At 64.3% G+C, this 23,027-nt stretch carries 24 protein-coding genes and 1 other RNA gene; 6 read left to right on the top strand and 19 right to left on the bottom strand.

Annotated elements, in window-relative coordinates:
- Positions 1-110: 110 nt before the first annotated feature.
- From QMG84_RS16455 to QMG84_RS16435, 5 genes are all read right to left on the bottom strand, one after another.
- A complete protein-coding gene (locus tag QMG84_RS16455) occupies positions 111-2,591 on the bottom strand; it encodes a glycogen/starch/alpha-glucan phosphorylase (RefSeq protein ID WP_434085962.1) in 2,481 nt (826 codons plus the stop codon).
- Positions 2,592-2,635: 44 nt separating this feature from the next.
- Entirely contained in the window at positions 2,636-3,529 is an 894-nt protein-coding gene (locus QMG84_RS16450) for an OmpA family protein (RefSeq protein WP_281929239.1), read from the bottom strand.
- Between the two features lie 133 nt (positions 3,530-3,662).
- On the bottom strand, positions 3,663-4,781 hold the full coding sequence (gene dnaN / locus QMG84_RS16445; RefSeq protein ID WP_281932051.1) for a DNA polymerase III subunit beta: 1,119 nt from the start codon (positions 4,779-4,781) through the stop codon (positions 3,663-3,665).
- A 107-nt stretch (positions 4,782-4,888) separates the two neighbouring features.
- Positions 4,889-5,182: a type II toxin-antitoxin system RelE/ParE family toxin gene (locus QMG84_RS16440; protein ID WP_281929237.1), complete on the bottom strand. Its 294-nt coding sequence runs from the start codon at positions 5,180-5,182 to the stop codon at positions 4,889-4,891.
- Positions 5,175-5,435 carry a type II toxin-antitoxin system ParD family antitoxin gene (locus QMG84_RS16435; protein WP_281929235.1) on the bottom strand — a complete coding sequence of 87 codons (261 nt, stop codon included), beginning with the start codon at positions 5,433-5,435 and terminating at the stop codon, positions 5,175-5,177. Before QMG84_RS16435 ends, QMG84_RS16440 begins: the two co-directional genes overlap by 8 nt.
- Before the next feature lie 124 nt (positions 5,436-5,559).
- Here QMG84_RS16435 and QMG84_RS16430 point away from each other — a divergent pair, with 124 nt between their 5' ends.
- Positions 5,560-7,869, top strand: a complete 2,310-nt coding sequence (locus QMG84_RS16430; RefSeq protein WP_281929233.1) for a transglycosylase domain-containing protein — start codon at positions 5,560-5,562, stop codon at positions 7,867-7,869.
- A gap of 19 nt (positions 7,870-7,888) precedes the next feature.
- On the opposite strand, the gene QMG84_RS16425 is transcribed toward QMG84_RS16430, so the two are convergent.
- From QMG84_RS16425 to sucD, 5 genes are all read right to left on the bottom strand, one after another.
- Entirely contained in the window at positions 7,889-8,320 is a 432-nt protein-coding gene (locus tag QMG84_RS16425; RefSeq protein WP_202071353.1) for a Rieske (2Fe-2S) protein, read from the bottom strand.
- A 148-nt stretch (positions 8,321-8,468) separates the two neighbouring features.
- A complete protein-coding gene (locus tag QMG84_RS16420; protein WP_202071354.1) occupies positions 8,469-8,738 on the bottom strand; it encodes a BQ00720 family protein in 270 nt (89 codons plus the stop codon).
- 228 nt (positions 8,739-8,966) lie between these two features.
- Positions 8,967-10,196: a 2-oxoglutarate dehydrogenase complex dihydrolipoyllysine-residue succinyltransferase gene (gene odhB / locus QMG84_RS16415; protein ID WP_281929230.1), complete on the bottom strand. Its 1,230-nt coding sequence runs from the start codon at positions 10,194-10,196 to the stop codon at positions 8,967-8,969.
- Between the two features lie 176 nt (positions 10,197-10,372).
- On the bottom strand, positions 10,373-13,363 hold the full coding sequence (locus QMG84_RS16410) for a 2-oxoglutarate dehydrogenase E1 component (RefSeq protein ID WP_281929228.1): 2,991 nt from the start codon (positions 13,361-13,363) through the stop codon (positions 10,373-10,375).
- 143 nt (positions 13,364-13,506) lie between these two features.
- Entirely contained in the window at positions 13,507-14,391 is an 885-nt protein-coding gene (gene sucD, locus QMG84_RS16405) for a succinate--CoA ligase subunit alpha (RefSeq protein WP_202071357.1), read from the bottom strand.
- 257 nt (positions 14,392-14,648) lie between these two features.
- Between sucD and ssrA the strand changes: the two genes are divergently transcribed.
- From ssrA to QMG84_RS16385, 4 genes are all read left to right on the top strand, one after another.
- Positions 14,649-15,002: a transfer-messenger RNA gene (gene ssrA / locus QMG84_RS16400) on the top strand.
- A gap of 88 nt (positions 15,003-15,090) precedes the next feature.
- Positions 15,091-15,657 carry an SspB family protein gene (locus QMG84_RS16395; RefSeq protein WP_281929226.1) on the top strand — a complete coding sequence of 189 codons (567 nt, stop codon included), beginning with the start codon at positions 15,091-15,093 and terminating at the stop codon, positions 15,655-15,657.
- The gene (locus QMG84_RS16390) at positions 15,657-15,839 is read left to right on the top strand and encodes a DUF4169 family protein (protein WP_281929225.1); all 183 of its coding nucleotides are present in this window, start codon (positions 15,657-15,659) and stop codon (positions 15,837-15,839) included. The genes QMG84_RS16395 and QMG84_RS16390 overlap by 1 nt, the downstream gene beginning before the upstream one ends.
- Entirely contained in the window at positions 15,836-16,141 is a 306-nt protein-coding gene (locus QMG84_RS16385; protein WP_434085961.1) for a ribbon-helix-helix domain-containing protein, read from the top strand. Before QMG84_RS16390 ends, QMG84_RS16385 begins: the two co-directional genes overlap by 4 nt.
- A gap of 19 nt (positions 16,142-16,160) precedes the next feature.
- Here QMG84_RS16385 and QMG84_RS16380 read toward each other — a convergent pair whose 3' ends face one another.
- From QMG84_RS16380 to QMG84_RS16365, 4 genes are all read right to left on the bottom strand, one after another.
- Entirely contained in the window at positions 16,161-16,517 is a 357-nt protein-coding gene (locus tag QMG84_RS16380) for a DUF5615 family PIN-like protein (RefSeq protein ID WP_281929224.1), read from the bottom strand.
- Position 16,518: 1 nt separating this feature from the next.
- Positions 16,519-16,752, bottom strand: coding sequence for a DUF433 domain-containing protein (locus tag QMG84_RS16375; protein WP_281929223.1), 234 nt, complete (start codon positions 16,750-16,752; stop codon positions 16,519-16,521).
- 259 nt (positions 16,753-17,011) lie between these two features.
- Positions 17,012-17,344, bottom strand: coding sequence for a type II toxin-antitoxin system PemK/MazF family toxin (locus tag QMG84_RS16370; RefSeq protein WP_281929221.1), 333 nt, complete (start codon positions 17,342-17,344; stop codon positions 17,012-17,014).
- A gap of 1 nt (position 17,345) precedes the next feature.
- Entirely contained in the window at positions 17,346-17,564 is a 219-nt protein-coding gene (locus tag QMG84_RS16365) for an AbrB/MazE/SpoVT family DNA-binding domain-containing protein (RefSeq protein ID WP_434085960.1), read from the bottom strand.
- A gap of 286 nt (positions 17,565-17,850) precedes the next feature.
- Here QMG84_RS16365 and QMG84_RS16360 point away from each other — a divergent pair, with 286 nt between their 5' ends.
- Complete coding sequence (locus QMG84_RS16360; RefSeq protein WP_281929217.1) at positions 17,851-19,023, top strand: IS481 family transposase; 1,173 nt, start codon at positions 17,851-17,853, stop codon at positions 19,021-19,023.
- 67 nt (positions 19,024-19,090) lie between these two features.
- Here the strand turns inward: QMG84_RS16360 and pyrG are convergent, their stop codons facing one another.
- From pyrG to QMG84_RS16335, 5 genes are all read right to left on the bottom strand, one after another.
- Positions 19,091-20,719 (bottom strand): CTP synthase, encoded by a 1,629-nt coding sequence (gene pyrG, locus QMG84_RS16355; RefSeq protein WP_281929215.1) that lies wholly within the window; start codon positions 20,717-20,719, stop codon positions 19,091-19,093.
- A gap of 109 nt (positions 20,720-20,828) precedes the next feature.
- Positions 20,829-21,533, bottom strand: coding sequence for a preprotein translocase subunit SecG (secG, locus tag QMG84_RS16350; RefSeq protein WP_281929213.1), 705 nt, complete (start codon positions 21,531-21,533; stop codon positions 20,829-20,831).
- A 114-nt stretch (positions 21,534-21,647) separates the two neighbouring features.
- The gene (locus tag QMG84_RS16345) at positions 21,648-22,061 is read right to left on the bottom strand and encodes a type II toxin-antitoxin system VapC family toxin (protein ID WP_281929211.1); all 414 of its coding nucleotides are present in this window, start codon (positions 22,059-22,061) and stop codon (positions 21,648-21,650) included.
- Positions 22,028-22,276 (bottom strand): type II toxin-antitoxin system Phd/YefM family antitoxin, encoded by a 249-nt coding sequence (locus QMG84_RS16340; protein WP_281929209.1) that lies wholly within the window; start codon positions 22,274-22,276, stop codon positions 22,028-22,030. Before QMG84_RS16340 ends, QMG84_RS16345 begins: the two co-directional genes overlap by 34 nt.
- A gap of 119 nt (positions 22,277-22,395) precedes the next feature.
- Positions 22,396-22,863, bottom strand: a complete 468-nt coding sequence (locus QMG84_RS16335; protein ID WP_281929208.1) for a hypothetical protein — start codon at positions 22,861-22,863, stop codon at positions 22,396-22,398.
- Between the last annotated feature and the right edge of the window lie 164 nt (positions 22,864-23,027).

The following is a 23,027-nucleotide window of genomic DNA, read 5'->3' as shown; positions in this document are numbered from 1 at the left end:
TCGGGAATCCAGAGCCGAACCAGCGCTTTTGTGGCTCTGGATTCTCGGTCGGGCTTTCAGCCCGCCGGGAATGACATGTCCCAATACGAGCGGTTCAAACGAAACGCGAGTTAAACCTCAACCTTCCAAATCTCTTCCGCATATTCGCGAATGGTGCGGTCGGACGAGAACCACGCGACGCGCGCTGTGTTGAGTATTGCTGAGCGACGCCACGCCTTCTGGTCGCGCCAACGCGCGTCGACCTTGCGTTGCGTGTTGCAATAGCTGTCGAAATCCTTCGTAATCAAGAAGTGATCGTAATAGGTCAGCGTATCGACGAGCTGCGCATAGCGATGCGGATCGTCGGGCGAGAACATGCCGCTCGCCACCGCCTGCAGCGCTTCGGCGAGACGTGGGCTCGCCGCAATCGTCTCGCGCGCGTCTATTCCGCGCGCACGGCTTTCCGCCACCTGCTGCGCCGTCAGCCCGAAGATGAAGATATTGTCGTCGCCGACATGTTCCTGGATTTCGACATTGGCGCCGTCGAGCGTGCCGATGGTCAGCGCGCCATTGAGCGCGAATTTCATATTGCCTGTGCCTGAGGCTTCCATGCCGGCGGTCGAAATCTGCTCGGAGAGATCGGCGGCGGGGATGATGACTTCCGCCAGGCTCACATTGTAGTTCGGCAGGAAAACAATCTTGAGCAGATCGCGCGTCGCGGCGTCCGCGTTCACAATGCTCGCGACGTCATTTGCGAGCTTGATGATAAGCTTCGCTTGATGATAGCTCGCCGCCGCCTTCCCGGCGAAGATTTTCACGCGCGGCACGAAATCGCGGCTCGGCTGCGATTTGATGTCGAGATAGAGCGCGACAGCCTCCAGCACATTGAGGAGCTGGCGCTTATATTCGTGGATGCGTTTGATCTGCGCGTCAAAGAGCGCGTCGGGATCCACTCTGACGCCGACGCTCTCGAAGATTTTAACGGCGAGCCGCTCCTTGTTTTCGCGCTTGGCGGCGGCGAAGCGGCTCTGGAAATCGGGGTCGTCCGCGAAGGCTTCGAGCTTGTTGAGCAGTGTGGCGTCGTCGAAGACGCTTGTTCCGATCGTCTCGGCCAGCAGGCGCGACAGCGGCGGATTGGCCTCGAGCAGCCAACGCCGGAAGGTCACGCCATTTGTCTTGTTGACGATGCGATCCGGGTAGAGACGATGGAAATCTTTGAAAACCGTTTCCTTCACCAATTCGCTATGCAAGGCGGAAACGCCATTGACCTTATGCGAGCCGAGAAAGGCGAGATGACCCATGCGGACATGGCGTCCATTGTGCTCGTCGATGAGCGAGACGGATGAGAGAACGCCAGAATCCGCAACGCCCTTCTCGCGTAAGCCGTCGAGATGCATGGCGTTGATGAGATAGATGATCTGCATGTGGCGCGGCAGCAGCTTCTCCATCAGCCACACCGGCCAGGTCTCGAGCGCCTCGGGAAGCAATGTATGATTGGTATAGGCGAAGGTCGCCTGTGTGATTTTCCAGGCCTCCTTCCATTCAACGCCATGGACGTCGACGAGAAGGCGCATCAGCTCGGCGACGCCGATCGCCGGATGTGTGTCGTTGAGCTGGATCGCGGTTTTTTCGGCGAGCTTCGTGATGTCGCCGGTCTGTTTCATGTGGCGGCGGATGAGATCCTGCAGCGACGCGGAGACGAAGAAATATTCCTGCCGCAGCCGCAGCTCCTGGCCGGCGGGCGTCGCGTCGCTGGGATAGAGAATCTTGGAGATCGCCTCGGCGCGCACCTGCTCGGTGAGCGCGCCCACATGGTCGCCCTGGTTGAAGGCGTCGAGACGCAGCGGATCGAGGGCGCGCGCCGACCATAGGCGCAGCGTGTTCACATGCTTGCCGTGCCAGCCGACCACCGGCGTGTCATAAGCGACGGCGACGATCGTCTCGCCGGGTCGCCACACATGCGCCGCAGCGCCATCCGGCAGCCGCGTCGTCTCCACATGGCCGCCAAAGCCAATGTCATAAGTGATTTCCGGGCGCGGGAACTCCCAGGGGTTTCCGAAAGACAGCCAATCCTCGGGATATTCATGCTGCCAGCCGTCTTTGATCGTCTGGCGGAACAGGCCGTGGTCGTAGCGGATGCCATAGCCGCAGGCGGCGATTTCCAGCGTCGCCATGCTGTCCATGAAGCAGGCGGCGAGGCGCCCCAGCCCGCCATTGCCGAGCGCAGCGTCGGGCTCGACGTCGCGCCGCTTCTCCAGATCGACCCCGAGCTCGGCGAGCGCGTCGCGCATGGCGGCGGTTAGGCCGAGATTGGTCAGCGTATCGATCAGAAGCCTGCCGATGAGGAATTCGAGCGAGAGATAATAAACGCGGCGGCGATCTTCGCTGTAATTGCGCTTGGTCGAGGCGAGCCAGGACTCGACCACCCGGTCGCGCGCCGCCAGCGCGGTGGCGACGAACCAGTCGCGCGGGCTGGCGGTCGCCGCGTCCTTGCAGATCGTGAAGGTGAGGCGATGCAGCACCTCTTCCTTCAGCGCGGCGACGGTTGCGGCGTGATCGGGCGGCGTGATGGCGTTCAAGGCGGTCTTTCTCTCCAGCGAAGGGCGCCGCACGGCTGATCCGGGCCGTTCTTTGTCGAAAACAAAAGCTGTGCCGCTCAGCGCAGGATGTATTCGATCGCGACGGGGCGGCGCGCCTCGCCCGCCTTCTCGCAGCAGCCTATGGCGACGAGTTTATGGCCAGAAACGCCTTCCAGGCGCAAATAATGCACGGCCGCCAGCGCGCGGCGGCGCGACAAGAGATCGTCCTCGGCGCCGGCGTCGCCATGGCCGCGCACTTCGATGGTCGCTTCGGGGCACTGGCGAATGATTTCAGCGGCCTTGTCGAGCGCAAGCGCCGTGCGTCGGTTGACCGTGGCGCGCGCTTCGTGGAAAGCGACCGGGTCGGAGACTTGGACAGCGTCCAGCGCGCGCTGGCAGGCGGCGCGGTCTAATTCGGCCGGCGGCCGGGACACAGAAGCCGAGGTGCTCGCAAGCGTCGGCGAAGCTTCCGCAGCGGGCGCTGCGACATTCAGCTCCTTATTCGCGGCGACTGCCGGGGGCGCCGACGCGTTTCGTCCCGCAAGCGCCATTCCCGCGGGATCGGCGCCTGCCGTCTGGGTCAGCGCCGCGATGCGTTTTTGCAGATCCGCTTCATAGGTGCGCTCGATGAACTCTGATGCGCCCCACCACAGGAGCGCGGCGGGAATGAGCCCGAGCGCCCAGGCCTCATGGCCTGCGAGCGTGCGCTGGAAGATGAGCGCGCCGGCGCCAGCCCCGATCAGGAAGGCGGCAAAGCAAGCGAGCGCGGCTTCAATATGGAGGGAGGCAGTCTCCTGAACGGCCCCGAGTGCGATTGCAGCGACGCCGGCAATCGACGCGAGGCCGAGCCATATCAGCCAGCGGGCCGGGGGCTTGCCCCTCGTCTTCCCCGGGGCCAGCGCACCCATCGCCGCGCCCACGGCAAAGCAGGCGGCGAGCCAGGGCCAGAGAGGGACATAGAAATCCAGCATGGAAGCCTTTGTTCTGTAGGAACGTGGCTTTTTGACAATGACGCGCCGCCTCGCCGCTCGCAAGCGCTCAGAAGCGCTACACGCCGTCGCGCCTGCTCCGCCACGCCGGGGGCTTGGTGGGCGCTGAACGCCGTTAGACGCGCATCGGCATCAGCACGTAAAGCGCGCTGGCCCCGTCGCGGTCTTGGATCAGCGTCGGCGAGCCCGGATCGGCGAGCTTGAAGAGCGCCGTATCGCTGTCGAGCTGCTGGGTGATGTCGAGGAGATATCTGGCGTTGAAGCCGACGTCGAGCGGCGCGCCGTCGTAGTCAGCTTCGATCTCTTCGACCGCCGAGCCCTGATCGGGGTTGGTGACGGAGAGCACGAGCTTGCCTTCCGTCAGAGCGAGCTTAACCGCGCGGCCGCGCTCCGACGAAATGGTGGAGACGCGGTCGACGGCCTTGGCGAAGACGTCGCGCTCCACGGTCAGGCGCTTGTCGTTGCCCGCCGGTATGACGCGGCCGTAGTCGGGGAAGGTGCCGTCGATGAGCTTCGTCGTCAGCAGCGCGTCGCCGAAGGAGAAGCGCATCTTGTTCGTCGAGAGCTCGACCAGCACCTCGCCCTGGGCGTCTTCGATGAGGCGCTGCACTTCCTGCACCGCCTTACGGGGGAGAATGACGCCGGGCATGCCCGCGCAGCCTTCCGGCGCCGGCAGCTCAAGACGGGCGAGGCGGTGGCCGTCGGTCGCCACTGCGCGCAGCATCAACTGGCCCTCGACCTCCATCGCATGGATGTAGATGCCATTGAGATAATAGCGGGTCTCTTCGTTGGAGATGGCGAATTGCGTCTTCTCGATGAGCCGCTTGAGATCGGCGGGCGCCAGCGAGAAGCTATGGCTGAACTCGCCCGAGGTCACGTCGGGGAAGTCGCTTTCGGGCAGCGTCGACAGGTTGAAGCGCGAACGCCCCGAGCGCAGCGTGAGCTGGCCGGCCTCTCCGGAGCCGTCGAGCGACACCTGCGCGCCTTCGGGCAGCTTGCGGACGATATCGTAGAGCGTATGGGCGGGAAGAGTGGCGCCGCCGGCCTGTCCGACCTCGGCCGGCGCCTTTTCGGTGATCTCGAGATCGAGGTCGGTCGCCTTCAGCGTCAGCGTTCGGTCCCTGGCGTCGATCAGCACGTTGGCGAGAATGGGGATCGTGGTGCGCCGTTCAACCACCCGATGCACATGGCCGAGCGCCCGCAACAGCGCCGCTCTCTCGATCGTAACCTTCATCGCCTTGGAAACCGTCTCGTTCATTGACGCGGCGCGCCGGGGGCGGTGACTTTGGCAAGCCCGAGAAGGAAGCGCAAGGGGCGGCGCGTCGGGAGTGGTGGAGAAATTCAGCCTGCGAGCCAGCTTTCGGGGTCTCTTGCGCCATGAACAATGGCGATGATTGTGAGGCCGTCTTCCGCAGGCTCGTAAATAATCAGGTAGCGCCCCTCGACGAGGATGCGGGCGTTAGCGCTCAGCTCGGGTCGGGGCGCGCCCATCCGCGGATTTTCCGCGGCAAGTCGCGCTTTCTTCATTATGCGTTGGAAAAGCCCGTCGGCCGCTCGGACATTATCGAGCGCCACTGTCGCCCATATATCGAAAAGCGCCGCTTCCGCAGCCGGCGTGAGGGTGACCCTAGCCACTCAGGCCGGCTTTCCTTTTGAACTCGGCCAGCAGCGAATCTGCTTCCACCTCGCGTCCGGGGCCGCTCGCCAGGCCAGTCTCATAGGCCTGCTTGAGTCGCTTGAGTTCGAGCGCGCGGATTTCCTCGCGTTGCTCCCAAAGGCGAAGCGCTTCACGGAGCACCTCGCTATTCGATGCATAGGCGCCCGTTTCCACCGCTAGCTGGATACGGCGGGCCTGCTGGTCAGAGAGAGAGATTGTCATCGTGCGCATGCGGCATGCTCTCAAAAAATCACAAAAATTAATAGCCCGCGCCCGCGCGATTTCTTAACCAGCCCTTAAAGCGCCTTCCTTAAGTTGAATTCAGGGGCAGGCGGAGAGCCTCTGGACGGAAAAAATGGCGCGCGGCGGCAAACGTCAGGAACCTAGGTTCGACGACGGCGAGGACGACGACTGGGACTTGCGGGCTGAAAGACGGCCCTCGCCCCGGTCTCGTCAGGCGCGTGAGGCGGAGGAGCCGGACGATTTCGACGCTGAAGCAACTGCCAAACCGAAGCCTCGGCGGTCCAGATCGATGATCGGCGCGCTCTTTTATTGGGGCTTCACCCTTTCAATCTGGGGCGTGGTCGGCGCCGGCGCGCTCGCGGTCTATTACGGCTCGCAATTGCCGCCGATCGACCAGCTCGCGGTGCCCAAGCGCCCGCCCAATATTGCGATCATGGGCTCGGATGGCGAGCTGCTCGCCAATCGCGGCGATACGGGGGGCGCGGCGATCCGCATTTCGGAGCTGCCGCCCTATCTGCCCAAGGCCTTCATCGCCATCGAGGACCGGCGTTTCTATTCGCATTGGGGCGTCGATCCGCAAGGCATCGGCCGCGCGCTGCTGCGCAATGTCACCGGCCGCGGCGGCATGCAGGGCGGCTCGACGCTGACCCAGCAGCTCGCCAAAAACCTGTTCCTGACGCAGGAGCGGACGATTTCACGCAAGATCCAGGAGGCGATCCTCGCGCTGTGGCTCGAGCATAAATATTCGAAGGACCAGATTCTCGAGCTTTACCTCAACCGCGTCTATTTCGGCTCCGGCGCCTATGGCGTGGAGGCGGCGACGCAGCGTTATTTCGGCCATAGCGCCAGGACCGCGACGCTTTCCGAATCCGCCGTGCTCGCAGGGTTGATGAAGGCCCCGAGCAAGCTCGCCCCCGACCGCAATCCCGAAGGCGCGACCGAGCGCGCCGCGCAGGTCATCACGGCCATGGCGCAGGAAGGCCATATCAGCGAGACAATGGCCAAGGCGGCGCTCGCCCATCCGGCGCAGGCGGCCAAAGGCTTGGGCGCGGGCTCGGCCAATTATGCGGCCGACTACGTTATGGACATGCTCGACGACACGATCGGCGCCATCGACCAGGACATTGTCGTCACGACAACCATCGACCCGCGCCTGCAGGCCGTGGCGGAAGGCGCGCTGAAGGAGGAGCTCGACAACAAGGGCGCAAAATACGGCGTGTCGCAAGGCGCCATCGTGTCGATCGACCCCAATGGCGCGATCCGCGCGCTGGTCGGCGGCCGCGACTATTCGGAGAGCCAGTTCAATCGCGCCGTCTCCGCCAAGCGCCAGCCGGGCTCGGCCTTCAAACCCTTCGTCTATCTCGCCGGTCTCGAACATGGCATGACGCCGGAGTCCGTGCGCGAGGACGGTCCGCTCAACATCAAGGGCTGGACGCCGGAGAACTACAGCCACGAATATTTCGGCCCCGTCACGCTCACCAAGGCGCTGGCGCTCTCGCTCAATACGGTCGCGGTGCGCGTCGGCCTGGAAGTTGGGCCGAAGGCCGTGGTGAAGACGGCGCACCGGCTCGGCGTCCAATCCGACCTTCAGCCCAACGCCTCCATCGCGCTCGGCACGTCGGAAGTGACGCCGCTGGAGCTTGTCGCCGCCTACGCGCCCTTCGCGAATGGCGGGGTCGGCGTGCAGCCGCACATCATCACACGGGTGAAGACGGCGAGCGGCAAGACGCTCTACCAGCGCAAAGGCTCCGTCTTCGGCCGCGTGATCGAGCCGCAATATGTGGCGATGATGAACACGATGATGCAGGAGACGCTGCTGACCGGCACGGCGCGCAAGGCGGCGCTGCCCGGCTGGCAGGCGGCCGGCAAGACAGGGACCAGCCAGGATTTCCGCGACGCCTGGTTTGTCGGCTATACGAGCCGGCTCGTCACCGGCGTGTGGCTTGGCAATGACGACAGCTCGCCGACGAAGAAGGCCTCGGGCGGCAATCTGCCGGTGGAAATCTGGAGCCGCTATATGGGGATCGCCCTGCGCGGCGCGCCGGTCGCGAGCCTGCCGACCGGCTCCTGGCGCTCGGACGCCGAGGAAGTCATCGCCAAGCCGCTCGATGAGTTGATCGGCATCTTCACAGGCGCCGACCACCAGCCTGCGCCCGCGCCGCCGCCGAGGCCACAAAGACAAGCGCCGCCGCCTCCGGCGGAAAATCGGGCCGCCGAGGAGACGCTGTCGTCGCCGGACGAAACGGCGACGATACTGCCGCCCCCACGCGCTCGCGCGGCGCGCACGAGAGAGATCGACGACCTGCTGCCGCCCGCGGACGTCCCCAATGCCGGCGCGGCGCCGCCCCCCAGCCCGCGGCGCGGGCGCAGCCCGGCGCCGCAGGAGAAGAATATTTTCGAACAGCTCTTCGGGGGCAATTGAACGCGCGAGCCTCGCCCGCTCAGTCCGACGTCACCATGACTGGCGGCATCTCGTCGTTTTCCGGACGATCGAGTCCATCTTCCTCGGCAAGCTCCACCCCGGTGATGCAGACGTCCTCGCCGTCGACGACGACCTCGATCTTTTCCAGCGCGGCGCCGGCGCAAGGGCCGTCGTAACAATTGCCCGTCACCGGATCAAAGAGCGCGCCGTGCTTGCCGCAGACGATGGCGCGGTGGCCCTGGTCGAGGAAGTGGCCGGGCTGGAAGTCGATCCGCGCGCCCTGATGCGGGCAGCGGTTGGCGTAAGCGTGGTAGACCCTGCCCTGGCGGACGACGAAGATTGGGAAGGGCACGGTCTTGTCGCCCTCCCTGCGCGCCAGCACGAAGCCGACCGCGCCGCGCTTGGCGACGTCGTTAACGTGACAGACAGCAAATAACTCGGTTGCCGGCATGAACGCCTCCATGGCGGGGCAGGCGGCCCCTTTCCGATATGGAAGCAAAAACCCTGCCTTCGTCCCGCCGGTAGGGCGAATGGCGGTTATCAAATGAAAATGCAAAGGCGGCCCCGGCCCCGCGGCGGGCCGGGTCTATTGCCCAACATCAGTGCAGGCTGACCATGGTGAGGTCGTTTTCCCGGGCGTTGCCAATGGCGCCCTCTTCCGAGTCGGCGAGAACGATCGGGGCGCCGTCGGCGCCGATCAGCGCGAAAATGGTGAGACCGGGTTGGATCTGCGGCGCTTGCGGATAGAGGCGGTTGACGTCTTCGGACCGCATGGCGCGCACATAAGCTATCATGCCGTCGCCCAGATTGGCGAATTGTTCCGGCGTCAGGAGCGGCTCCCTTCGCTCGATCGTGATTTTTTCTTGCATGTTGCTCCTCCTCGGCGTCCGTGACGACCCGCCCGTCGACGCCTGCCGCGCAGCGCGTCTTGCACCTAGATGTGTGGCGCTTTGGAGCAGTTTTAAAGAGGGCGCCAAGGCCGATTCTGCGGCCAAGGTTACCCCTTTATGCGGGAGCGAAGCGGCTGTTTCTGGCTCAGCGCCTCACCCTCTCTAGCAGGAACCGTGCGGGTTTCGGGGAGGGGCGCTCCCCTCCCCTTACAGCGCCAGCGCCAGACGGCCCGGGTCCTCCAGCGTCTCCTTGACGCGCACGAGGAAGGTCACCGCCTCCTTCCCGTCGACGAGGCGATGGTCGTAGGAGAGCGCCAGATACATCATCGGGCGGATCTCGATCTTGCCGTCGACCGCAATCGGGCGCTCCTGAATCTTGTGCATGCCCAGAATGCCGGATTGCGGCGCGTTCAATATGGGCGTCGACATCAGCGAGCCATAGACTCCGCCGTTCGAAATGGTGAAAGTGCCGCCCTGCAGATCGGCGATGTCGAGCGCGCCGTCGCGCGCCTTCTTGCCCAGCGCGGCGATGCTTTTCTCGATCTCGGCCAGAGACATGCGATCGGCGTCGCGCACCACGGGCACGACGAGGCCCTTATCCGTGCCCACCGCCACGCCGATGTGGCAGAAGCGCTTGTAGATGATGTCCGTCCCGTCGATCTCGGCGTTGACCGCCGGGATTTCCTCCAGCGCCTGACAGCAGGCTTTCACGAAATAGGACATGAAGCCGAGCTTAACGCCGTGCTTCTTCTCGAAGAGATCCTTGTATTTGTTGCGCTGGGCGATGAGCGCCGACATGTCGACCTCGTTGAAGGTCGTCAGCATCGCCGCGACGCTCTGCGCTTCCTTCAGGCGCCGAGCGATGGTCTGGCGCAGGCGCGACATTTTCACGCGCTCCTCGCGCGCGGCGTCCTCCTGCGGCGCGGGGGCGCGCGGGGCGGGCGGCGGCGGCGCTTCGACGACTGGCGCCGGCGGTGCAGGGGCTCGGGCGGCGAAATCGATCACGTCGGATTTGAGCGCCTGACCGCGCTTGCCGGAACCTGAGACCTGCGAGACGTCGATGCCTTTCTCCGCCGCGATCTTGGCGGCGGCGGGCGAGGGCGGCATGGTCGTGGCCGGCTGGCTCGGCGCGGCGGGAGCGGGCGCAGCGGCGGCAGGCGCCGGAGCGGGTTTTGCGGCCGGCGCCGGCGCAGCAGCAGCGCCCCCGGCGACGATCTGGCCGAGCAGCGCGCCCGGCTGCACCGTTTCGCCTTCCTTGACCAGAACTTCGGCGAGGACGCCCGCCGCAGGGGCGTTGACCTCTAAGGTCACCTTGTCGGTCTCGAGCTCGGCAAGCGTTTCATCGGCGCGCACCACGTCGCCCGCCTTTTTGAACCAGCGGCCGATCGTCGCCTCCGTGACGGATTCGCCGAGGGTCGGGACACGAATTTCAGTCATCGATCATTCCTCGTATGGCTCAGCGGAGTTAGCTAATTTTCTAAATGTGCTGGCGAGGCCCCCTCCCTGTCCCTCCCCCGCTCCGCGGGAGAGGGGACGCTCGTGATCAGCGTTGTCGATGAAGGCCACGATGTTCTCCCTCTCCCGCAAAGCGGGGGAGGGCTGGGGAGGGGGCGCTAGGCCGCAAAAGCGTCATCCAGGAAAGCCCGAAGCTGCGCGAGATGCTTCGACATGGCGCCGGCGGCGGTCGAGGCCGAGGCGGGGCGTCCGATATAACGCGCGCGCTTCGCCGTCGCGCCCACCTGGGCCAGCACCCATTCCAGATAAGGTTCGACGAAGAACCAGGCGCCCATGTTCTTGGGCTCCTCCTGGCACCAGGCGATGTCGGCGTTCTTGAACCGCGACAAAGCGGTGACGAGGCTCTTCAGCGGGAAGGGATAAAGCTGCTCGACGCGCAGCAGATAAACGTCGTCGATCCCGCGCTTCTCACGGTCTTCCAGCAAATCGTAATAGACCTTGCCGCTGCACAGCACGACGCGGCGAATCTGCTCGTCGGGTTTCAGCAGCGCCGTCTCATGCGTCTCGCCGTCGTCGAGCAGGATGCGCTGGAAGCTCGACGCCATGCCCATCTCGCCGAGGCGCGAGACGCAGCGCTTGTGACGCAGCAACGACTTCGGCGCCATGAGAATGAGCGGCTTGCGCAAGTTGCGATGGAGCTGGCGGCGCAGAATGTGGAAGTAGTTCGCCGGCGTCGAGCAGTTCGCCACCTGCATATTGTCTTCGGCGCAAAGCTGCAGATAGCGTTCGAGGCGCGCCGAGGAATGTTCCGGCCCCTGTCCCTCATAGCCATGCGGCAGCAGGCAGACGAGGCCGGACATGCGCAGCCATTTGCGCTCGCCCGCCGATAGGAACTGGTCGAAGATCACCTGCGCGCCATTGGCGAAGTCGCCGAACTGCGCTTCCCACAGCACGAGCGCATTGGGCTCGGCGAGGGAATAGCCATATTCGAAGCCGAGCACGGCTTCTTCAGAGAGCATCGAATTGATGACCTCGAACCGGCCCTGCTCTGGCGAGATGTGATCGAGCGGAATGTAGCGCGCTTCCGTTTCCTGATCGATCAGCACGCTGTGGCGCTGCGAGAAGGTGCCGCGCTCGCTGTCCTGGCCGGAGAGGCGCACGTCCCAGCCCTCGATCAGCAGCGCGCCGAAGGCCAGCGCCTCCGCCGTCGCCCAGTCGATCGACGTCCCTTCCTCGATCGCATTGCGGCGATTGTCGAGGAAACGCTGGATGGTGCGATGCGCTTTGAAATCCGGGGGAATCGTCGTCAGTCTCGCGCCGATGTCGCGCAAGGTTTCGAGCGGCGCGCCGGTCTTTCCTCTTCGCTCGTCCTCGGACGCCTGATAGCCGGGCTTCAAGCCCGCCCAGCGCCCGTCGAGCCAATCCGCCTTGTTGGGCTTATAGGTCCCGCTCGCTTCGAACTCGACCTCGAGCCGCGCGCGCCACTCCTCCTTCATCCGGTCTGCGTCGGCCTTGGCGAGCTGGCCTTCGTTGGCGAGCTTCTCGCCATAGAGGTCGAGCGTCGTGCGGTGCGCGCGGATCTTTTTGTACATCAGCGGCTGGGTGAAGCCGGGCTCGTCGCCTTCATTGTGGCCGAAGCGGCGGTAGCACCACATGTCGATGACGACGGGTTTCTGGAATTGCTGGCGGAACTCGGTCGCGACGCGCGCAGCGAAGACGACCGCCTCCGGATCGTCGCCATTGACGTGGAAGATCGGCGCTTCGACCATTTTCGCGACATCCGACGGATAGGGCGAAGAGCGCGAGAAGCGCGGATAGGTGGTGAAGCCGATCTGGTTGTTGATGATGAAATGCACCGAGCCGCCGGTGCGATGGCCCTTGAGCCCAGAGAGGCCGAAACATTCCGCCACGACGCCCTGGCCCGCGAAAGCTGCATCGCCATGGATGAGCAGCGGCAGCACCGTGCGGCGGTCGCCATCATGCTGATCCTGCTTGGCGCGGACTTTCCCGAGCACGACCGGATCGACGATTTCGAGATGCGAGGGGTTCGCCGTGAGCGAGAGATGGACCTTGTTGTTATCGAACTCGCGATCGGACGAGGCGCCCAAGTGATATTTCACGTCGCCGGAGCCTTCCACCTCGTCGGGCAGGAAAGAGCCGCCCTTGAATTCGTGGAAGAGCGCGCGATGCGGCTTGCCCATCACCTGGCAGAGAACATTCAGGCGGCCGCGATGGGCCATGCCCAGGACGATCTCCTGCACGCCGAGCGCGCCGCCGCGCTTGATGATCTGCTCCAGCGCCGGGACCATCGCCTCCGCGCCGTCGAGGCCGAAGCGCTTGGTGCCGGTATATTTCACGTCGAGGAATTTCTCGAAGCCCTCGGCCTCGACAAGCTTCTTGTAAATCGCGCGCTTGCCCTCGTCGGTGAAGACGATCTCCTTCTTGGGGCCTTCGATGCGCGCCTGCAGCCAGGCCTTCTCCTCCGGATTGGAGATATGCATAAATTCGAAGCCGATCGAGCCGCAATAGGTGCGGCGCAGGATCGTCACCATCTCGAAGACGCTGGCGTATTGCATGCCCAAGACGCCGTCGATGAAGATCTTGCGGTCGTAGTCCTCGTCCTTGAAACCGTAGGTTTCGGGATGCAGCTCGCCATGGTCGGGGCGCTGCTCGAGGCCCAAAGGATCGAGATTGGCGTGGAGATGGCCGCGCATGCGATAGGCGCGGATCATCATCAAAGCGCGCACGGAGTCGCGCGTGGCGCGTTGAATATCGTCGGCCGTTGCGGCCGCGGGGGCCGGCGCCGGCGCGCCTTTGGCGGCGGGCTTTTGGGCCGGGGCGGGGTATTCGCCGGTGAGCGCGCTGACCCATTCGCCATTGGCCGTCGGCGGCCAATCGCGGCGCGCCCAGGAGGGGCCGGAAGCAGGGGGCTGGGCGGCGGTCGGCGCTATTCCCATTTCTACGAAGAATTTCGCCCATTCGGGACTGACCGAGGAAGGGTCGGCCTCATAGGCGTCGAGCAGGCCCTCGATATAGGCTGCATTGGCGCCCTGTAAAAATGAAGTGGCTGCAAAATTATTGTTTTGCGTAGAACGCGGGCCGCCGGGAGCCGCCGGTCCGGCCACGCCATCAGTTTCAAGACGCGCCATTGTCTCGCTTCTCTTGGAGCCGACGATGGCGCGTCTGCGAGCATGCAACCCGCCGCCGAAGGCTGATTTCGAGGCGCCGCCGACTTGCGGCGTCGCCTCTAATTTAAGTTCCTCGAGGCGGTATAGAAGAGGCGCGGCTGCGCCTAACCTTTGAGCACCTCGACCAAAGTCTTGCCCAGACGGGCCGGAGACGGCGACACGCGAATGCCGGCCGATTCCATCGCCGCGATCTTGCTCTCGGCGTCGCCCTTGCCGCCCGAAATAATCGCGCCGGCGTGGCCCATTCGACGGCCGGGAGGGGCCGTGCGGCCGGCAATGAAGCCCACCATGGGCTTCTTGCGACCGCGCTTGGCTTCGTCCTTCAAGAATTGGGCCGCTTCTTCCTCGGCCGAGCCGCCGATCTCGCCGATCATGATGATCGACTTCGTCGCCTCGTCGGCGAGGAAGAGCTCCAGGATCTCGATGAAGTCGGAGCCCTTGACCGGATCGCCGCCGATGCCGACCGCGCTCGTCTGGCCGAGGCCCTCGCGGCTCGTCTGGAAGACGGCTTCATAGGTCAGCGTGCCGGAGCGCGACACGACGCCGACCGAGCCCTTCGAGAAGATATTGCCGGGCATGATGCCGATCTTGCTCTCGCCCGCGGTGACGACGCCCGGGCAGTTCGGCCCGATGAGGCGGGACTTGGAGCCTGACAGCGAGCGCTTGACGCGGATCATGTCCTGCACCGGCACGCCCTCGGTGATGCAGACGATCAGCGGGATTTCCGCGTCGATCGCCTCGCAGATGGCGTCGGCCGCGCCCGGCGGCGGGACATAGATGACCGAGGCCTCGGCGCCGGTTTTCTCGCGCGCTTCCACGACCGTGTCGAAGACGGGGAGGCCCAGATGGCTGGAGCCGCCTTTGCCCGGAGACACGCCGCCGACCATCTTGGTTCCATAGGCGATCGCCTGTTCCGAATGGAAAGTGGCGGTCTTCCCGGTGAAGCCTTGAGTGATGACTTTGGTGTTCTTGTCGATCAGCACGGACATGCAGCGATTCCTAAAGAGAACGGGCGGCGCGGAAAGCGCGAGCCGCCGCCTCCCCAAGGGGAGCCGGGCTCTCGCGCCGCGATTTTTCGCGGTCGCCAAACTATTGGGAAGATCGCCCGCATACAAGGCGGAAAGCGCCCACTTGGCGGGCTGTCGGGATTAATTTTGGCGCAGGGACAGGCCGAGCGCATGCCGCAAGCGCTCTCGCCCCGGCTCGTCTTCCATTAGAAGAGGATGATCCGACGGAGTTCGTCGCTCCCCTTTCACAAACGCGTCCAAACCCCTATATTCGTTCTGCCGGTTCGCGCCGGCTATGGCGATAAACGAACATCGAAATAAACCATCCGGACCCGGGGGCGGTACCCGGCGCCTCCACCACAGCGCGTCACGGCGCGCTGCGGCGGGGGCGAAATAGGATCGACGGGGGCGTAAAGGGTGCTTTTTCGCTCGGCATGATACCGCCGTTATCGGGTCAAACCTTATAGTTGCCAACGACAACTATGCTCCGGTGGCCGTCGCCGCGTAATGCGGCGCCCAAACTGGGATCAAAGCCCTAGGGGTTAGCACTTCTAGGCGGGGCTCGGAGGCGCCTGGCAACAGAAGCCTCCACTTCATTTTTCGCGCTGGCCGGGAGGCTGGGCGCAGGCGCGTGATCGTGGCGCCCCTTTTGGGACGGGACCATGCGCCGGGGAAGAGCGCATGGCCACTGATCTTATTCGTTACGATCTACTCGTTCAGGATGCGATGCGCAGCGTGGTGCGCAAGGTTTTGGGAGATGTGGCGGCGAGCGGCTATCTACCCGGCGATCATCACTTCACCATAAGCTTCAAAACCGACGCGCCCGGCGTGAAAATCTCGCGCCGTCTGGCCGAGCAATGGCCGCAGGAGCTGACGATCATCCTGCAGCATCAATATACCAACCTCGAGGTCGACGACGAGGGCTTCGGCGTCACCCTGTCCTTCCGCTCGATCCCCGAGCGCCTCTACGTCCCCTACGCCTCGATCACCGGCTTCTACGATCCGTCGGTGGAGTTCGGCCTGCGCTTCGAGGCTGCCGATCTCGAGGAGGAGGAAGAGGAGGAAGAGGTTTCGCCCACGCGCCCGAGCCTCGTCGCGGCGCGCCCGGCCGAGGAGAAGGCCGAGGCAAAGCCAGAGCCCCAAAAGCTGGAGAAGGCGGATAGTCCCAAGCCTGCGGCCGCCGAAGCCGCGGAAGGCGAAGGCGACGCCAAGGTCGTCTCCATCGACGCATTCCGCAAAAAGACCTGATGGCCGAAGTCGTCAATCTCCGCCGCGCCCGCAAGGACCGCGCGAAGCGCGAGAAAGAGGCGCAGGCGCAGGAGAATCGCGTCGCTTTCGGCCGCACGAAAGCGGAGCGCGACCTGACCGACGCGCAAAAGCGGCTGGAGGCCGCCAAGCTCGACGCGCATAAGCGCGATGACGCCCCATGAGCACGGACCGCGCGCCTTCCGGCGCGCAAGCGGATGGCTTCGGCGAAGGTCCGCAGCCGGAAGGCCGCAAGTCCGGCGTCCGGGTCGTCAAACATTCCATCGTCATCGCCGGCCACCGCACCAGCGTCTCGCTAGAAGACGCCTTCTGGCGCGCGCTGAAAGGCATCGCGGCAAAGGACGGCGTCTCGCTTGCCGGGTTGGTTGCGCGCGTGGACGCCGAGCGCGGCGAGGCGAATCTCTCCTCTGCGCTGCGGGTGTTTGTGCTGGAGCGGGCGAAGGAGCGCCGGCCGTCCGACGACTGAATACACTTCCCGGGCTGGGTTAAGCCCTCATCGCGCGCATCCGGACTCTGCCGGGCTCGATTACGGAAAAGTGACTTTCCCAGTCACCGCGTTCTTCTATTCGAGCGAGCAACGTCGCGCCGATCGATTGCGCTGGCGGCGTCGGCAAGCGGAAAAGAATAATCCCGCAACAGGCCGAATGACCTTTGCGCCACGCAAGCTCGCCGAAATCCTTATCGAAAGTCAGAAGGATGCGCGCTTGCGCAACCGCCATTTCCAGGACGCGGGCGTCACTCGCGCCAGACGCCGTCTCGCTTACCCAGAGAATGTCGTGCCCTGCTGAGCGCAGCGCCGTCACCGCCTCGCCGGGGAAGTTTTCATCGGCGAGGAAGCGCATGTCAGGCGGCGCTGGGGTAGGTTTTCTCGGATCTCAGAGCGTCTCGCGCATAGGCAAGGCAGGCAGAGATATCCTCGTGCGCCAGCGCCGGATAGTTGCGCAGGATATCGGCCTCGCTCCAGCCATCCGCCATAAGGCCGATGACAAACTCGACCGAAAGGCGCGTGCCGCGGACAATTGGTTTGCCGGCCAGAATTTCGGAGTCGAGAATAATGCGGCGCGATGGGTCGGACATTGGCGGCCTCCTGCCCGGATTATAGCCTTCGACCGCCTCTATCCCAACACTTCGGTCACACCAACCGGCTCTGCGCCTTCGCCGCCGCAATAAAGCTCGCGAACAGCGGATGCGGTTCGAACGGCCGCGACTTCAGCGCCGGTGGCGCTCGGAGATTTGGGTCAGGTCTTGCCGTAGATATCCGCGATGCGAGTGTTCTGCTGGAGCGGGCGACGATGGGGGGCCGACCGTCGGCCGACTGAGAGTCGACGCTCTGGCGCTATTCCAAAATGGCGGCGAGCTTGGCGAGCGCTTCGTCGACGATTTCCGGCGGTGCGCTTTCGAGCTTGCGGCCACGGCGTGCGCCGAGGTCGAGGGCGCGCGGCTGGTCGCAACGGATGACGCCGGTCGTCTGCGTGCCTGCGCCCGAGAGAGACACTGCAAAGCCGGCTGTGCGCGCGAAATTGCCGCTGCTGGTAATCGGCAGGACGATGGGCGTTTTCGTTATTTTGTTGAAGGCCGTCGCCGAGACGATGAGCACCGGCCGCGCGCCCCGTTGCTCGTGCCCCGAGGTCGGATCGAGCGAGACGAGGTAGATGTCGCCGCGCTCCATGTCAGAGCAGCTCCGAGCCTTGCGGCTTATCACCGAGCCAGGCGCGATCTTCCTCGGAAGATTCGCCCTGGGCGTCGCATTGGGCGAGAAGGTCGCCGAGCGTGTAGCGCGGCTTTGACGCTGGCGCGATAACAAGCTTGCCGTCTTCGACGGAGACGCCAACCGTCGCCCCGGCCTTCAAGTTAAGGAGGTCGAGAATGGCAGGCGGCAGAGCCAACATGACTGACCCGCCGACTTTCCGAAGAGTGGTTGTGGGCATTGGATAGCCTCAAGTTATACGTCAGTATAACTTATGAAGCCTAGAGTTCGCAAATCCAGTTCACGTCATGCCCGGCCTTGTGCCGGGCATCCACGCGGCGCCGCCATGACTACGTCGATCGAAAGCCGCAGTGTCTTGGCGTGGATGGCCGGGACAAGTGTTCAGTCCGGATAGATGACCGACGGGTGTTCGGGGACATAGCCGACACGTTCACAATGGCTTGGATTGGCAATTTGGAGGGCCGTCCATGCCGTGGCTGGAGGTGTCGATCGTGGAACAGCGTCGGGAGTTTGTGCGGCTTGCGAGCCAGGAGGGGGCGAACCGGCGGGAACTATGCCGCCGGTTCGGCATACACCCGGATACGGGTTACAAATGGTTGGCCCGCTGGGCCGAAGGCGAGGCGGGGCTGGCCGATCGCTCCCGCCGGCCGCGCAACAGCCCCTCGCGGAGCGCGGCCGAGACCGAAGCGCTGGTGCTGTCGGTGCGGGACGACCATCCAGCCTGGGGCGCGCGCAAAATCCGGCGCGTTCTGGAAGAGCGCGGCCACGCCGTTCCCGCCTCTTCGACCATCCACGTCATATTGAGCCGGCGCGGCCGCATTGTCTTGCCCGCAGGCGCGCCGGCCGGGCCCTATCAGCGCTTCGAGAAGGACGCCCCCAATCAGCTCTGGCAGATGGACTTCAAAGGTTGGATCAAGCTCGCCGACGGCCGCCGCTGCCACCCTTTGACCATCGTGGACGATCACTCTCGCTTTGCGCCTTGCCTCAAAGCCTGCGGCAATCAACAAGGCCCGACAGTTCAAGGCCATTTGACGACGACGTTCGAACGCTATGGTTTGCCTGACGCCCTGTTCGTCGATAACGGCGCGCCGTGGGGGGACGCCTCGGGCCATTGGACGGCCTTGCGGCTCTGGCTTTTGAAGCTGGACGTTAAAGTCATCTATTCCCGGCCCTATCACCCGCAAGGCCGCGGCAAGAACGAGCGCTTCCATCGCACCCTCAAGGCCGAAGTCTTCGCCATGAAGCGCTTCGCCGACCAAGCCCAGGTCCAGCGCGCCTTCGATGCTTGGCGCGAGGTCTATAATTTCGAACGCCCCCATGAAGCCTTGGGCCAGAAGCCTCCCGCCAGCCGCTACCGCCCAAGCCCGCGGCCGATGCCAAAGCGCCTGCCCGCGCCCGAATATGACGAAGGCGAGATCCTGCGCATCGTGCCGCGCTCCAAAGACTACATCAGCTTCAAGGGCCGTCTGTGGAAAGTGCCTCAAGCCTTTCGGGGAGAGCGCCTGGCCATCCGCCCCCGCGACAAGGACGGTCGGTTCGCCGTCTGCTTCGCCTCGCATCAGATCACAACTATCGACTTGACCGACCCCGAAGGCGTCGGTCATGTCTCCGAACATGTGTCGGCTATGTTCCCGGACTGAACAACAAGCCCGGCCATGACGAAGGAAACGCTGCGAGGCTCGTTGGGGAGCCAGCTATCCTAGGGAATCACACCAACCGGCTCTGCGCCTTCGCCGCCGCAATAAAGCTCGCGAACAGCGGATGCGGCTCGAACGGCCGCGACTTCAGCTCGGGGTGATATTGCACGCCAATGAACCACGGATGGTCAGGGATTTCGACCGTCTCGGGCAGGAGACCGTCCGGCGAGGAGCCGGCGAACAGGAGCCCGCAGGACTCCAGCCGCTCGCGATATCCGAAGTTCACCTCATAGCGGTGGCGATGGCGCTCGGAGATTTGGGTCTTGCCGTAGATGTCAGCGATGCGCGAGCCGGGCTTCAGCAGCGCCGGAAAGGCGCCGAGGCGCATGGTGCCGCCGAGATCGCCGCCCGCCGCGCGTTTCTCGAGCTCGTTGCCCTTGAGCCATTCGGTCATCAGGCCGACGACCGGCTCCTCGCAGGGGCCGAATTCGGTGGAGTTGGCCTTCTCAATTCCGGCAAGCGCGCGCGCCGCCTCGATCACCGCCATCTGCATGCCGAAGCAGATGCCGAAATAAGGCACCTTGCGCTCGCGGGCGAAGCGCGCCGCGAGAATCTTGCCCTCGGCGCCGCGCTGGCCGAAGCCGCCCGGCACGAGAATGCCGTGCACATGTTCGAGATAGGCGGCCGGATCGCCTTCCTCGAAAACTTCCGATTCGATCCAGTCGAGATTGACCTTCACGCGATTTGCCAGGCCGCCATGGGCAAGAGCCTCGATGAGGCTCTTATAAGCGTCCTTCATCTCGGTATATTTGCCGACGACGGCGATGGTGACCTCGCCCTCGGGATTCATAATCCGCTGCGTTACTGCGCTCCAGCGGCTCATATCGGGCTTGGGCGCCGGCTCGATGCCGAAGGCCGCCAGCACCTGCGCGTCGAGGCCCGCCGCATGATAGGCGCGCGGAACGTCGTAGATATTGGCCGCGTCGCGCGCCTCGATCACCGCCTGTTCGCGCACGTTGCAGAAGAGGCCGAGCTTGCGGCGCTCCTCGCGCGGAATCTCGCGGTCGGTGCGGCAGAGCAGAATGTCCGGCTGAATGCCGATCGAGCGCAGCTCCTTCACCGAATGCTGCGTCGGCTTGGTCTTGAGCTCCCCGGCGCTCGGGATGAAGGGCAGCAGCGTCAGATGCACATAGATGCAGTGATGCGGCGGCAGGTCGTTCTTGAGCTGGCGGATCGCCTCGAAGAAGGGCAGGCCCTCGATGTCGCCCACCGTGCCGCCGATCTCGATCAGCGCGAAATCGACATTGTCATTGCCGTCGAGGACGAACTCCTTGATGGCGTTGGTGACATGCGGAATGACCTGGATCGTCGCGCCGAGATAGTCGCCGCGCCGCTCCTTGTTGATGATGTCCTGATAGATGCGGCCGGTCGTGACATTGTCCTGCTTCGTGGCCGGACGGCCAGTGAAGCGTTCGTAATGCCCAAGGTCGAGATCTGTCTCGGCGCCGTCGTCGGTGACGAAGACTTCGCCGTGCTGATAGGGGGACATCGTCCCCGGATCGATGTTGAGATAGGGGTCGAGCTTGCGGAGCCGGACGGTGTAGCCGCGCGCCTGCAAGAGCGCGCCGAGAACCGCCGACGCGAGACCCTTGCCGAGGGAGGAAACCACGCCGCCGGTGATGAAGATGTAGCGCGCCATGGGGCCTAACGCCTAACGCCTTTCGGTGGATTTTGATAGCGCTGATTGCGCCGGGGAAGCAGTCTTCCCCAGCGGAGTTGCGTGTCGTCTGTGTGAAGGAGCCGCGCGCTTATTGGGTAGGCGACTTCCACTGCGTCGGGGCCGACGGCTTGTCGGCGGGCGTCTCGGCCTTGGTCGCGTCCGAGGCCTTGGGCGCTTCCGGCGCGGCGGTCTCGGGCTTGGGAGCCTCAGCTTTCGGAGCCTCGGCGGGAGCCGGCGCTTCGGACTTGGTCGCCTCCGGGGCCTTGGGCGCTTCCGCGGCCGGCGCTTCGTTCTTCGGAGCCTCGGCCTTCGGAGCCTCAGTCTTGGGGGCTTCCGTCGCCGGCTCGGACTTCGGGGCCTCGGCCTTCGGCGGCTCCTGCGACGGGCGGAGGGCCGGCTTTTCCTCGGCCGGAGCGACCGGCGTGCTCTGCTGGCGCTTCTGCTGGGCGCGCTGGAGCTGCTCGAAGACCGAGTCTTTCCCGGCCTCCGGCGCCTTCTCGCCGGGCTTCACTTCCTTGAGCTTGATGTCGCCCTGGTCGATCGCCTTGGTCCAGTCGTCGCCGCCCGCGGCGCGGCGTTCCCAGGCCGGCAGCACGGTCAGCGCAATGCTGGTGAGGAAGAAGATCGTCGCGAGAATGCCGGTCGCGCGGGTGAGCGCATTGGCCTGGCCGCGTCCGGTGAAGACGCCGCTGCCGCCCATGCCGAGCGCGCCCCCCTCGGACTTTTGATAAAGAACGAGGATAACGAGCGCCGTCACCACCATCAGGTGGATCGCGATAATGACCTGCTGCATTTTCGACCTTCTTCCCGAGCGGAGCCGCGGCCTGGCCGGGCTCGACGCCTAATCCCTAGGCGGCTTCTACACTATGCGGAAGGCGCAAGGAAGGGGCCTGTTTCGCCGGCTTTTTTACCAAAGGCGCGGTAAGACGCCGTCGAACGCCGGATCGGCGGAAACGAGCGTCAGCCTGTCCAGTATCGCTGTCGCTGCGATCAGCCGGTCGAAGGGATCGCGATGCGCCCAATCCATCGTGCCCGCTAAAGTGCAGACAACGGGGTCAAACCGGGCCGCGCGACCGCCCTGTTCGAGGAGCAGATCAGGCAGGGACCCGATATGTGGCTCCATTTGGGGCCATTTGCCGAGCCGCACCTTTTGGGCGATTTCATAGAAAGTGATCGGGCTCACATAGACCACGCCCGCCGATCCGATCGCCCGACGCGCCGCTTCGGAGAGCCGCGGATCGTCCGTCAGGCTCCATGCCCACGCATGCGTGTCGAGCAGAACGGCGCTCAGAACGCTTGTGACGGCCCGCCGCCCTCCCAAAGACCAAGCTCTTCCTCATCGAGCGGCTGAAGAAAATCCGGCCCGGACCCGAGCTTCTTGTCCCTCAGCAAGCCGATCTTGAATGCGCCTTGCTCCATCGCGACGAGCCGAACGACCGGCTTGTCGCCCCTGGCGATGATCACGTCCTCGCCAGCGAGCGCGGCTTCGATCAGCTTCGAAAGCTGCGTTTTCGCCTTATGGATATTGACCAGCAAGGAAGCCCCCTTAGCTAAGCTAGCTAAAGTTAGGCGAAGGCGACGAATTCTGCAATCGCATCGCTCAACAAAAAAGCGGGCCGCCCGGGCCCGCTTCTCGATTTCTCCGATGCTTCGGCTCAATAGAGATTGCCGTCCTGGCCTTTCCACTTGCCGCCGCTCTGGTCGAAACGCGTCTCGTCCTTGAACTCGACGACCTTGCCGGGCTCGATATACTGCTTTTCCTTGATCATCTGGTTCTGGACGGTGGTCGAATAATAGGCGCTCGCCGAGCAGCCTTGCTTCACCTGGCCGGCGCTGTCGGGCTTGCATTCCAGATTGGCGCCCTTGGGGAAGCGCACACTTGCGGTAAAGTAGAATTCATAGCCCTTGTGACCCGCGCCCTCGACGTCGAGCGGCCAATAACGGGTGACGCCGAACTTCTCGATGGTCGCGTCCGGGTCGAACCTCTTCTTGATCAGATTTTCGAAAACCTTGCGCGCGTCCTCGGGCTTGGGCTCGCAGTTGAACAGGCAGAAAGCCTTGGCGGGCAGCGCCCCGGCAAAGGCGGCGAACGCCGCCAGCGCGACAATCTTCATAAGCTTCATGAGTAGCGTCTCCCTCGTTCCGCCCTCGGCGTTGCGAACGATCGACGCTCGTTTAGCGCGCTTTCGGCTCGGGCGGAATCGCCCAGCAAAAATCGCGCGTTGGAAATGGCGTCGACTTCGAACCGCAACGCTTTTGACATTTTTCAAGCTGCACGGCTTCGCCC

This window comes from Methylocystis iwaonis (assembly GCF_027925385.1).
GTDB lineage: Bacteria > Pseudomonadota > Alphaproteobacteria > Rhizobiales > Beijerinckiaceae > Methylocystis > Methylocystis iwaonis.
This window is presented reverse-complemented; position numbering and strand designations above follow the sequence as displayed.